1 protein-coding gene is annotated in these 13,395 nt (G+C 74.4%); it reads right to left on the bottom strand.

Annotation, left to right across the window (positions count from 1 at the left end; genetic code table 11):
* Positions 1 to 37: 37 nt before the first annotated feature.
* On the bottom strand, positions 38 to 13,348 hold the full coding sequence (locus AA23TX_RS28495) for a type I polyketide synthase (protein ID WP_155547361.1): 13,311 nt from the start codon (positions 13,346 to 13,348) through the stop codon (positions 38 to 40).
* Positions 13,349 to 13,395: the final 47 nt, after the last annotated feature.

The raw sequence follows: 13,395 nt of genomic DNA, 5'->3' as shown, positions 1-13,395 counted from the left end.
CGCCCTCGTGGTCCTGTGCGGTCCACCGGCGCGGGCATCACGACCTGCCGAGCTCCCGGTGGATGAAGTCGAAAATTTCGTCGTCCGTCGCGCCTTCGAGCTGCTGGGCGGCCCGGGGACGGCCGTCGGACGCCCGGGCTTCTCCCAGCTTGTTCAGCATGGTCTGAAGTCGGCTGGTGATTTGCCCAAAGGTGTCATCGTCTGGGGAAACCCCTGAAACCAGCGCCTCGATCCGGTCCAGCTCCCCCAGGACCGAAACTTCCTCGCCGACCAGCGCCGAGAGCAGGAACCCGGCCAGCGCGGACGGGGTCGGGTGGTCGAAGACGAGCGTGGCGGGCAGCTTGAGCCCGGTCGCCGCGCGCAGGCGGTTGCGCAGCTCCACCGCCGTCAGGGAGTCGAAGCCGATCTCCTTGAACGGCCGGTTCGCCTCGATCTCCTCGGCACCCGCGTGCCCGAGCACCCGGGCGATGGCCTCGCGGACGTGGTCGAGGACCACGCGCTCCTGCTCGACGGGCGGCAGGCCGGTCAACCGGCTCGCGAAGTCCGCCGACTCGGCTTCGGCCGGCCGGGCTTCGAGGGCCCGGCGAACGGCCGGGAGGTCGTCGAGGAGTGGACGGGGCCGCGCGGCGGTGAAGCCCTGCACGAATCGCTCCCAGTCGACGTCGGCGACCGTGAGCACGGTCTCGTCGCGGTCGATCGCCTGCCCCAGCGCGAGCAGCGCCCGCTCCGGCGGCATCGCGCCCACACCCCGGCGGCGCAGGTGCTCCTCGGCGTCGTTGTCGCCCGCCATGCCCGCGCCCTGCCACGCGCCCCACGCGACCGACGTGGCGGTGAGCCCGCGGTCCCGGCGGCGCTGCGCGAGCGCGTCGAGGAACGCGTTGCCCGCCGCGTACGCGCCCTGCCCGCCGCTGCCCCAGACGCCGGCGTTGGAGGAGAACAGCACGAACGCGTCGACGTCGCCGAGCAGCTCGTCGAGGTGGGTGGCGCCGGCGACCTTGGCCGACACCACCTCGGCGAATTCGGCCAGCTCGGTGTCGTCGAGCGCGGTGCCCTGGACGATTCCGGCCGCGTGGAAAACGGCCCGCACCGGCTCATCCAGCTCGTCGAGCAGCGTTTTCAGGGCCGCGCGGTCGGCGACGTCGCAGGGGGCGATCGTCGTCGTGGCGCCGAGCGCGGTCAGCTCGTCGCGGAGTTCGGCCGCGCCGGGTGCCGCTTCGCCGCGCCGGCTGGTGAGTACCAGGCGCTGCGCGCCGCGGCCGGCGAGCCAGCGGGCGACGTGGGCGCCGAGCGCGCCCGTGCCGCCGGTGATCAGCACGGTGCCGGACGGCCGCCAGTCGCGGGCCGGGGCGCCGTCGCCGAGCGGGGCCGGCACCAGGCGGCGGGTGAGGACCCCGGACACGCGGACGGCGACCTGGTCCTCGTCACCCGCCCCGGCCAGGACTTCGGCCAGCCGCTGCCGGTCGCGGTCGCCGGTCGTGTCCGGCAGGTCGACCAGGCCGCCCCAGCGGTCGGCGTGTTCCAGACCGATGACCCGGCCCAGCCCCCAGATCTGGGACTGCGCCGCGTCGGTCACGGCGTCGTGGCGGCCGGTGGCCACCGCGCCCGCCGTGGCGAGCCACAGCGGGGCGGTGATCCCGGCGTCGCCGAGCGCCTGGGTGAGGAGCAGGGTATTCGCGACGCCGCGCGGGAGCACCGGGTGCGCGGTCGCGTCGAGGGCGAGCAGGGAGAGCACGCCGTCCACCGGGGCGACGTCGACGAGGCGCTTGCCGAGCGCGACGCGGTCGGTGGCGCCGACGGTGATCGGGACGGCGGTCCCGACGGCCCGCACCGCGGCGTCGAGCCACGGGTGGTCCCCGCCCTCCGGCAGGACGACCAGCCAGGTGCCGGTGAGCGCCTTCGCTTCGACGGCCAGGGGTTTCCAGGTGATGCGGTAGCGCCAGCTGTCCACAGTGGACTTTTCCAGCCGCGTGCGCCGCCAGGACGCGAGCGCGGGCAGGACGTCGCCGAGGGGTTCCGGCGCGACGGCCAGGGTGCCGGCGATCGACGCCAGGTCCTCGCGTTCCACCGCGGCCCAGAACCGCTCGTCGACGGGGTCGCCGGCGGGCGCCGCGGTGGGCTTGACCGTCGGCCAGAAACGCCGGTGCTGGAACGGGTAGGTGGGCAGGGCGACCGTGCGCGTCTCCGGGAGGAATGTCCGCCAGTCGACGTCGTGCCCCTGCGTCCACAGCTCGGCGACCGAGGTCAGGAACCGGCGCGGGCCGCCTTCGCCGCGTCGCAGCGTCCCGACGACGACGCCCGGGGTGTCGTCGAGGGTCTCCTGGATCGCGGACAGGAGCACCGGGTGCGGGCTGACCTCGACGAAGAACCGGTGTCCGCGCTCGATGAGCGCGCGGGTCGTGTCGAGGAAACGAACCGGCTCGCGCAGGTTCCGGTACCAGTAGCCGGCGTCGAGGGTCGCGGTGTCGACCGGCTCGGCCGTCACCGCCGAGTAGAACGGGACGTCGCCGGTGCGCGGGCTCAGACCGGCCAGGACGGCGTGGAGTTCGTCGCGGATGCCCTCGACGTAGACCGAGTGCGAGGCGTAGTCGACCGGGATGCGGCGGGCCCGGATGTCCTTTTCGGCGCACTGGGCGATCAGGTCGTCCAGCGCGGCCGGGTCGCCGCACACCACGGTCGAAGCCGGGCTGTTGTAGGCCGCGATCGCGACCCCCTCCGGCAGCAGGTCCGCCACGCGGTCGGCATCGAGGGCGATCGACGCCATGCCGCCCTGGCCCGCGAGCCCGGCGGCGATCGCCTTGCTCCGCAGCGCGACGACCTTGGCACCGTCCTCGAGCGACAGTCCACCCGCGACGACCGCGGCCGCGATCTCGCCTTGCGAGTGCCCGGCGACGGCGTCCGGCTCGATCCCGTGTGACCGCCAGAGCGCGGCCAGGGACACCATCACGGCCCAGGACGCGGGTTGCACGACGTCGACCCGGGCCAGCGCGTCCGCGTCACCCAGTGCTTCGGTCAGCGACCAGTCCACGTGCGGGGCCAGCGCGGCGGCGCATTCGGCGATCCGCCGCGCGAAGACGGGCTCGTCGAGCAGCTCGACGGCCATCCCCGCCCACTGCGCACCCTGGCCGGGGAAGACGAACACCGTCTCCCCGGCGGCCCCGGCGGTTCCGGTGACGGTCGCGGTCAGTTCGCGGTGGTCGGCGAGGATGACCGCGCGGTGCTCGAAGGCCGAGCGGGTGGTCACCAGCGACCAGGCGATCTCGGCGACGCTCCCCGGCACCTCGGCGAGCGCGGCCACCTGGTCCCGGAGCGCCGCTTCCGACCGGGCAGAGATCACCCAGGGCGCGCTTTCGAAGTCCATAGTGGACTTGGCGGGCGGCTCGGGAACCTGCTCCACGATGATGTGCGCGTTCGTGCCGCTGACGCCGAACGACGAAATCCCGGCGCGCCGCGGTCCCTCGTGCTCGGGCCACGGGCGCGACTCGGTCAGCAGGGACACCGCGCCGCTGTCCCAGTCGACGTGCCGAGACGGCTCACCGACGTGCAGGGTCGCGGGCAGCACGCCTTGGCGCATCGCGAGGACCATCTTGATGACCCCGGCAACGCCGGCGGCGGCTTGTGTGTGTCCGACGTTCGACTTGATCGAACCGAGCCACAGCGGTTCTTCGCGGTCCCGGCCGTAGGTCGCGAGCAGGGCCTGCGCCTCGATCGGGTCACCGAGCGTCGTGCCGGTGCCGTGCGCCTCGACGGCGTCCACATCGGACGGCGTCAGGCCCGCGTTCGCCAAGGCCGCCCGGATCACCCGCTGCTGCGAAGGACCGTTCGGCGCGGTCAAGCCGTTCGACGCGCCGTCCTGGTTGACCGCGCTGCCCCGGACGATCGCGAGGACCGGGTGCCCGTTGCGCCGCGCGTCGGACAGCCGTTCGACGAGGACGACGCCGACGCCTTCGCCCCAGCCCGTGCCGTCCGCCTCGTCGGCGAAGGCCTTGCACCGGCCGTCGGACGCGAGCCCACGCTGCCGGCTGAACTCGACGAACAGGCCGGGAGTCGACATGATCGTCACGCCGCCGGCCAGCGCCAGCGAGCATTCGCCCGCCCGCAGGGACTGGGCGGCCAGGTGCAGCGCGACCAGCGACGACGAGCACGCCGTGTCGACGGTCATCGCCGGGCCCTCCAGCCCGAGCTCGTAGGCGATCCGTCCGGAAAGGACACTGCCCGCGCTGCCGGTGGCGAGGTAGCCGTCGACGCTCTCCGCACCGAAGTGCAGCGCCGCGGTGTAGTCCTGGCCGTTGGTCCCGGCGAACACCCCGACGGGCGCGCCGCGCACCGACAGCGGGTCGACGCCCGCCTGCTCCAAGGCCTCCCAGGACGCTTCCAGCAGCAGCCGCTGCTGGGGGTCCATGGCCAGCGCCTCGCGCGGCGAGATCCCGAAGAACTCGGCGTCGAACCGGTCGGCGCCGGCCAGGAAGCCGCCTTCGCGCACGTAGGTCGTCCCCGCGTGGTCGGGATCGGGGTCGTAGAGCGCGTCGGTGTCCCAGCCGCGGTCGGCGGGGAACTCCGAGACCGCGTCCCGGCCCTCGGCGAGCAACGCCCACAGCTCGTCCGGATTCTTCACTCCGCCGGGGAACCGGCAGCTCATGCCGACGATGGCGATCGGCTCGTCGGCGTTCCGGACGACCGCCGTCTGTTCGGCCTCGGCCTCCCCCAGCAGCTCGGTGCGCAGGTACGCGGCCAGCGCCGTCGCGGTCGGGTAGTCGAAGGCGAGCGTGGCCGGGAGCCGCAGCCCGGTCGCCGTGTCGAGGCGGTTGCGCAGCTCGACGGCGGTCAGCGAGTCGAAGCCGAGCTCCTTGAAGGTGCGGCCGGCCGCGACGTCGTCGGCCGACCGGTGGCCGAGCGCGAGAGCGACCTGCTCGCGGACCAGCTTGAGCAGTTGCCGGTCGGCATCCGGGGCGGACAGCTCGAGCCGGTCCGTCGTGGCGGGCGCGAGCTGCCGCACCTCGGGCAGCCCGGCGATCAGCGGGCTCGGCCGGTGCGCGGTGAGCGCGGCGGCGAACCGCTCCCAGTCGACGTCGGCGACGGTGACGGCCGCCGCGCCACCGTCCACCGCGGCCCGCAGCGCGGCGACGGCGCGGTCGGGCCGCAGCGGGGCGAGCCCGGTGCGGCCGAGGTGCTCCTCGGCGGCCGACGCCGTGGCCATGCCGCCGTCGGCCCACGGGCCCCAGGCGATCGATGTCGCGGCGAGCCCCTGGGCCCGGCGCTGTTCGGCGAGGGCGTCGAGGTAGGCGTTCGCGGCGGCGTAGTTGCCCTGCCCGGCCGCGCCGAAGGTGCCCGCGCACGAGGAAAAGAGGACGAACGCCTCCAGCCCGGTGGTCAGTTCGTGCAGGTGCCGGGCGGCGACGGCCTTCGCGTCGACGACCTCGGCCAGGCGTTCGGGCGTGAGGGCTTCGAGGACGCCGTCGGCCAGGACACCGGCGGTGTGCACGACGGCGGTGAGGTCGCCGGCGGACTCGAGCGTCGCTTCGAGGGCGGCGCGGTCGGTGACGTCGCAGGCCAGGACGTCGACGCGAACGCCGAGTGCGGTCAGCTCGGTCTTGAGGTCGTCGGCACCCGGCGCGTCGGGGCCGCGGCGGCTCGTCAGGACGAGACCCTCGACGCCGGCACCGGCCAGCCACCGTGCGACGTGCCGGCCCAGAGCGCCGGTGCCGCCGGTGACGAGGACCGTGCCGCTCGGCTGCCACGGGACCGACGGCGGTGCGGTGCGACGGACGAGCCGGCGGGCCAGGACGTCCGAGCCGCGGATGGCGACCTGGTCCTCGCCGGTCTCGCTGTCGAGGACCGCGCGCAACGTCTCCTCGTCGGCATCGGCGGACAGGTCGACGAGGCCGCCCCAGCGGTGCGGGTGCTCCAGCGCGACCGTGCGCCCGAGCCCCCAGACCATCGCCTGCTCCGGGTCCGGCACGTCGCCCTCCGCCGCGGCGACCGCGGCCCGGGTGACGCACCACAGCGGCGCGTCGATCTCCGCGTCACCGAGGGCCTGGACGAGCGAGAGCTGCCCGGTCACGTCCAAAGTAGACAGGATGCCCGTGACGTCCCGGCCCCGCAGGCGCGCGGCGAGCGAGGCACGGTCGTCGGCGGAGGTGACTTCGAGGACGTCATCGGCGAAGTGCGGGTCCGAGCCGGCGGGGACCACCGCGAGCCATCGGCCGTCGAGGCGGCTCTCGCCGACGTCGACGGGCGTCCAGGTGACCTCGTACTGGCCGGCCGGGGCCGGTCCACGCTCGCGCCAGGCCGTCAAGGCTTCGAGGTCACCGTTCTCGACGGCCGCCCAGAACCGCGCGTCCGGGGCCGGCCGGGTCTCGAGCCAGAAACGCGTGCGCTGGAACGGATACGTCGGCAGGGTGACCGCGCCACCGGGACGACCGGGGTGCGCGGCGTGCAGGACGGACGGCCAGTCGACGGTGTGACCGCGCGTGTGCGCGTCGGCCAGCGCGGTGAGCAGGCTCCGGTATTCGTCACGGTCCTTGCGCAGCAAGGGAACCGCCGGGAACCCGGCGAGCGCCGAGAGCACGCCGTCGGGGCCGAGTTCGAGCCCTCGCGTGACGCCGAGACCGGCGAGTGCGACCGCGGCGTCGGCGAACCGCACCGGCTCGCGGACCTGACGCACCCAGTAATCCGGGGTCAGGATCTCGTCGCCGGCGAGCCGTCCGGACACGGTGGACACCAGGGGGATCGTGGGCGCGCTGAAGGACAAGGACCCGGCCACGCGGGCGAACTCGGCCAGCATCGGGTCCATCAGCGCCGAGTGGAACGCGTGCGACACCGTGAGCCGCCGGACCTTCCGGCCCAGCCCGGCGAAGTGCCGCTCGATCGACGCGACCGCGTCGGCCTCGCCGGACACCACCACGGCCGTGGGCCCGTTCACCGCGGCCAAGCCCGCACCGTCGGTCCGGACCGCCGAAACCTCGTCTTCCGTGGCCTCGACGGCCAGCATCGTGCCGCCGGCGGGCAACGCCTGCATGAGTCCCGCCCGCGCGGTGACGAGCCGGCAAGCGTCCTCGATGGACAGCACGCCGGCGACGTGCGCCGCGGCGATCTCACCGATCGAGTGGCCGGCCACGTGGTCCGGGACCACGCCCCACGACTCCAGCAACCGGAACAGCGCCACCTCGACCGCGAACAGCGCCGGCTGCGTGTACCCCGTCCGATCGAGCGCCGAGGCGTCGCCGAAGACGACCTCCCGCAACGGCCGCTCCAGGTCGGCGTCGACCAGCGCGCACACCGCGTCGAACGCGTCCGCGAACACCGGGAACCGCTCGTACAGCTCGGCCCCCATCCCGACGCGCTGCGAACCCTGGCCCGAGAACAGGAAAGCCGTCTTGCCCGGCTCCGCCGGCCCCGGGGTCGTCGCGGCGAGCCCGGCGAGCAGGTCGTCACGGCCGTCGCCCACGACCACGGCCCGGTACTCGAAGGCCGACCGCGCGGCGAGCGCGAGGGCGATGTCCGCCGGGTCGCCGTCGACGGAGGACAGGCCGCGCGCGGCCTCCCGCACCGCTTCCCCGGTTCGGCCCGAAAGCACCCACGGCACCACGCCGGTGGACGGTTCACTGTGAACAGCCGGAACGACCGGCGGCTCTTCGAGGATGACGTGCGCGTTGGTCCCGCTGACGCCGAACGACGACACACCCGCGCGGCGCGGCCGGTCACCGGCAGGCCACTCCTGGGCCTCGGTCAGGAGGCGCACCTCACCGGACGTCCAGTCGACCCGGTCCGACGGCCGGTCCACGTGCAGCGTCTTCGGCAGCGTTCCGCCGCGCATCGCGAGGACCATCTTGAGCACGCCGACCACGCCCGAGGCGGCCTGCGTGTGGCCCACGTTGGACTTCACCGAGCCCAGCCACAGCGGGCGCTCCCGGTCCTGGCCGTAGGTCTCCAGCAGCGCCTGCGCCTCGATCGGGTCGCCCAGCGTCGTGCCCGTCCCGTGCGCCTCCACTGCGTCCACATCGGACGGTTCGAGGCCCGCGTTCGCCAGCGCCGCACGGATCACGCGTTGCTGCGACGGGCCGTTCGGGGCGCTCAGGCCGTTCGACGCGCCGTCCTGGTTCATCGCCGAGCCGCGCAGGACCGCGAGCACCGGGTGGCCGAGCCGCCGGGCGTCCGACAGGCGCTCGACCAGCACCAGCGCGACGCCCTCGCCCCAGCCGGTGCCGTCGGCCGCGTCGGCGAAGGACTTGCACCGGCCGTCGCCGGCCAGGCCGCCCTGCTTGGCGAACTCCTGGAACGCGCCCGGCGTCGCCATCACCGTCACGCCGCCGGCCACCGCCATCGACGACTCGCCGGAGCGAACCGACTGCGCGGCCAGGTGCAGCGCCACCAGCGACGACGAGCACGCCGTGTCCACGGTCACCGCCGGGCCTTCGAGACCGAGCACGTAGGACACCCGCCCGGACACGACCGCGCCGGCGTTCCCGGTGAGCAGATGCCCTTCGACCTCTTCGGCCGCCTCCGTGTGACCGGTCGCGTAGCCCTGGGTGCCGCAGCCGACGAACACGCCGGCGGCGCTGCCGCGGAGCGAACGCGGGTCGATCCCGGCGCGCTCGAAGACCTCCCACGCGCTCTCCAGCAGCAGCCGCTGCTGCGGGTCCATGGCCAGGGCTTCCCGGGGCGAGATCCCGAAGAAGCCGGCGTCGAACTCGTCGGCGTCGTGGACGAACCCGCCTACCCCGTCGAGGTCCCAGCCGCGGTTCGCCGGGAAGGCCGAGAGGCCCTCGGCGCCGGCGGAAACCAGGTCCCACAGGTCTTCCGGCGTGCGCACGTCGCCGGGCAGGCGGCACGCCATCGACACGATGACGATCGGCTCGTCGGTGTCCACCCGGGACACCGGCCGATCGGCCGCCACGGGGCCGGCGTCGAGCAACCGGTGTCCCAGCAGCGCGGCGAGCCGCCGCGGGTCCGGGTGGTCGAACAGCACGACGGCGGGCAGCTTGAGCCCGGTCGCCGCGACGAGCCGGTTGCGGACCTCCAGGGCGATCAGGGAGTCGACGCCCAGGTCGCGGAAGGCCCGGCCGGGCTCGATCGAGCCCGGCCCGGGGTAGCCCAGGACGGCGGCGGTCTCGGCCCGCACGAGGTCGAGCAGCGCTTCGGCCCGCGCGGCCTCGGTCAGGCCGGAAAGCCTCTGCCGCAAGGGGGAATCCGCCTCGACGGGCGTGTCCGCGAGGGCCGCGCGGACCTGGGGCAGCTCGTCGAGCAGGGGGCGCGGGCGGGCCGCGGTGAAGGCGGGGGCGAACCGGGCCCAGTCCATGTCGGCGACGGCCAGGAACGTCTCGTCGGCGTCGAGGGCCTGGTGCAACGCGGTGAGCGCGAGGGCGGGGTCCATCGCGCGGATGCCCCGGCGGCTCAGCTGCTCCGCGGAGCCGTCGGCGGTCATGCCCGCGCCGGCCCAGGCTCCCCAGGCGACGGAGGTCGCGGTCAGGCCGCGGTCCCGGCGGTGCTGCGCGAGGGCGTCGAGGGCGGCGTTGGCCGCGGCGTACGCGGCCTGGCCACCACCACCCCAGACACCCGCGTTGGAGGAGAACACCACGAACGCGTCGAGGTCTCCGGTGAGCAGGGCATCGAGGTGGGCGGCACCCTCGACCTTCGCGCGCAGCGTGTCGGCGACTTCGGCGCGGTCGGTGTCGGCGAGGGCGGCCGAGCGGCCCACCCCGGCCGCGTGCACGACGGTGCGGGGTTCGATGCCGGCGAGCAGGGTGGCCAGGGCGTCGCGGTCGGCGACGTCGCAGGCGGCGATGGTCACCTCGACACCGAGCGCCGTCAGCTCTTCGCGCAGCTCGGCGGCGCCGTCGGCGTCGGGACCGCGGCGGCTGGTCAGGACGAGGTGCTCGGCACCCGCACCCGCCAGCCAGCGGGCCACGTGCGCACCGAGCGCCCCGGTGCCGCCGGTGATCAGGGCGGTTCCGCTCGTCCGCCATTCGCGTGCGGTACGGCCGAACGGTGCCGGGACCAGGCGGCGGACCAAGGCACCGGACGCGCGAATCGCGACCTGGTCCTCGCTCGCGTCGGCGAGCACCCGGGCCAGGCGGCCGAGCGCGCGGTCGTCGAGGGTTTCGGGCAGGTCGACCAGGCCTCCCCAGCGGTCGGGGTGCTCCAGGCCCACGACCCGGCCCATGCCCCAGATCTGCGCCTGCGCGGGGTGGGTCAGCCGGTCGGAACGGCCGGTGGAGACCGCGCCGCGGGTCAGCAGCCACAGCGGCGCGGCGACCGCCCGGACCAGCTCGATGGTGGCGTAGAGGCCGTCTTCGGCGAAGGCGAGCAAGGACAGGACGCCGGTCACGCCTTCGGCGGGCAGCTCCGGGAGCGGGGCGCCGGGCTCGACGGTCACCAGGACCGGCTCGGCGCCGTGCGCGGCCAGGCCCTCGACGAGGTCGCCGGCCGGGTGGCCGGCGGGAGCGACGACCAGCCACCGGCCGGTCAGCTCGGCTGCGGACGGAGTCGCCGGCTGCCACGCGATGCGGTAGCGCCAGCCGTCCACAACGGACTGTTCGTGCTGACGCCTGCGGTAGTGAGCGAGGCCGGGCAGGACGCCGGCGAGCGCGGTCGCGTCCACGTCCAGCGAAGCGGCGAGCCCGTCGGCGTCGCCACTGTCCACAGCGGACCAGAAGTGGTCGTCGGCCGCGCCTGTGGCCTTCTCGGCGGGGGTCAGCCAGTAGCGTTCGCGCTGGAAGGGGTACGTGGGCAGGTCCACCCGCCGCGCGCCGGGGAAGAGCCCGGCCCAGTCGACCGGCGTACCGCGGGTCCACAGCTCGGCCAGCGACGTCAGGAAGCGGGGCAAGCCGCCCTCCCCGCGGCGCAGCGAGCCGACGACGACGGGCTCGTCGAGGGTCTCCTGGATGGCCGCGGCGAGCACGGGGTGGGCGCTGACCTCGACGAACGTGGTGAACCCCGCCTCGGCGAGGCCACGCACGGCCGTGTCGAACAAGACCGTCCGACGCAGGTTCCGGTACCAGTAGCCGGCGTCCATCGTGCGGGTGTCGATCCGCTCGCCGAGCACCGAGGAGTGGAGCGGGATCGCGGCTTCGCGCGGGGTGATCGGGGCGAGCGCGGTGAGCAGGGCGTCTTCGATGGCCTCGACGTGCGCGGAGTGCGACGCGTAGTCCACCGGGATCCGGCGAGCGCGGACGCCTTCGGCCACCACGGTTTCGATCAGCTCGTCGAGCGCGTCCGGCTCGCCGGAGAGCACGACCGAGCCCGGGCCGTTGACCACGGCCACGCTGATCCGCTCGTCCAGCCGCGGAGTGATCTCGGCGACGGACAGCGCGACCGAGGCCATCCCGCCCTTGCCGGCGAGCTGCTGGGCGATGAGCTTGCTCCGCAAAGCAACCACGCGAGCACCGTCCTCAAGGGACAGTGCGCCCGCGACGACGGCGGCGGCGATCTCGCCCTGGGAGTGCCCGACGACGGCGCCGGGCTTGACGCCCGCCGACTGCCAGAGCGCGGCCAGGGAGACCATCACGGCCCAGGAGGCCGGCTGCACGACGTCGACCCGGGCCAGCGCGTCCGCGTCGCCGAGGACGTCGGTCAGGGTCCAGTCCACGTGCGGGGCGAGCGCGGCTTCGCACTCGGCGATCCGGGCGGCGAAGAGGGGCTCGTCGAGCAGGCCGACAGCCATCCCGGCCCACTGCGCGCCCTGGCCGGGGAAGACGAAGGCCGTCTTGCCCAGGGGTGCGGCGACACCCTGGACGACCTCGGCCGACGGCGTCGCGTCCGCGAGCGCGTCCAGGCCGCGGACCAGGTCTTCGACGGTGGCACCGACCACGGCGGCGCGGTGTTCCCAGGCGGTGCGGGCGGTGGCCAGGCTCAGGCCGACGTCGGCCGGCCTTTCTTCGGTGACGTGCTTGCGCAGCCGGTCGGCCTGCTCGCGCAGGGCTCCGGCGGTGCGGCCCGACAGCACCCAGGCCGACGGGCCTTGCGGCACTTCGGTTTCCTCGGGCGCGGATGCGGGCGCGGCTTCGAGCACGACGTGGGCGTTGGTGCCGCCGACGCCGAACGAGGAGACCCCGGCCCGGCGGGGCGCGCCGGTCTCGGGCCAGGCGGTGTGCTCGGTCAGCAGCTCGACCGCGCCGCGCGTCCAGTCGACCTGCGCGGACGGCTCGGTGACGTGCAGCGTGCGGGGCAGCTCGCCGTGGCGCAGGGCCAGGACCATCTTCATCACGCCGGCGACGCCGGCGGCGGCCTGGGTGTGCCCGATGTTGGACTTGATCGAGCCGAGCCGCAGCGAGTGCTCGCGGTCGCGTCCGTACGTCGCGAGCAGGGCCTGCGCCTCGATCGGGTCACCCAGCGTGGTGCCGGTGCCATGTGCCTCGACGGCGTCCACTTCGGACGGTTTGAGGCCGGCGTTGGCGAGCGCGGCGCGGATGACGCGTTGCTGCGAAAGACCGTTGGGGGCGGTGAGGCCGTTGGAGGCGCCGTCGGAGTTGACGGCGGAGCCGCGCAGGACGGCGAGGACCGGGTGGCCGTTCTTGCGCGCGTCGGACAGCCGTTCGACGAGCAGCACACCGGCGCCTTCGCCCCAGCCGGTGCCGTCGGCGGTGTCGGCGAACGACTGGCAGCGGCCGGAGGCGGAAACCCCGCCCTGGCTGGTGAACTCGACGAAGACGGCGGGCGTGGCCATCACGGTGACGCCGCCGGCGAGCGCCATCGAGCACTCCCCCGCGCGCAGCGCCTGCACGGCGAGGTGCAGCGCGACGAGCGAGGACGAGCAGGCGGTGTCGACGGTGACGGTGGGGCCTTCGAGCCCGAAGGTGTAGGCGATCCGGCCCGACGCGACGGACACGGCGCTGCCGGTGAGCAGGTGGCCGCGGACCTCGTCCGGGAGGGTGTCGAAGTCGGTGGAGCCGTAGGCCTGGTTGCTGCAGCCGATGAAGACGCCGGTGTCGCTGGCTTGCAGGGCTTTCCGGTCCAGCCCGGCGCGTTCGAAGGTTTCCCACGAGACTTCGAGGAGCAGACGCTGCTGCGGGTCCATGGCCAGGGCCTCGCGCGGCGAGATGCCGAAGAAACCGGGGTCGAAGTCGCCGGCATTGTCGAGGAACCCGCCCTCGGCGGTGTTGCTGCCGGCGAGCTCGGCGGCGGTCCAGTTCCGGTCGGCGGGGAAGCTTCCGATGGCGTCGGTGCCGGTGCGGAGCAGATCCCAGAGCTGTTCGGGGTCGTTCACTCCGCCCGGAAAACGGCAGCCCATCGCGACGACGGCGATCGGTTCCCTGGAGGCGGCCGCGAGCCGGTCGTTCTGTTCGCGCAGCCGTTTGTTGTCCCGCAAGGACGCCCGGAGCGCTTCGACGACCTTGTCCTTGTCCGAAGACAGTGCCACCAGGTACCTCCAGGTTCACGGCGTGGTCGCCTCGAGTGAAC

The sequence above is a fragment of the Amycolatopsis camponoti genome (assembly GCF_902497555.1).
Lineage (GTDB): Bacteria > Actinomycetota > Actinomycetes > Mycobacteriales > Pseudonocardiaceae > Amycolatopsis > Amycolatopsis camponoti.
Note: the sequence above shows the minus strand (reverse complement) of the source record. Positions and strands in the feature narration are given on the sequence as shown.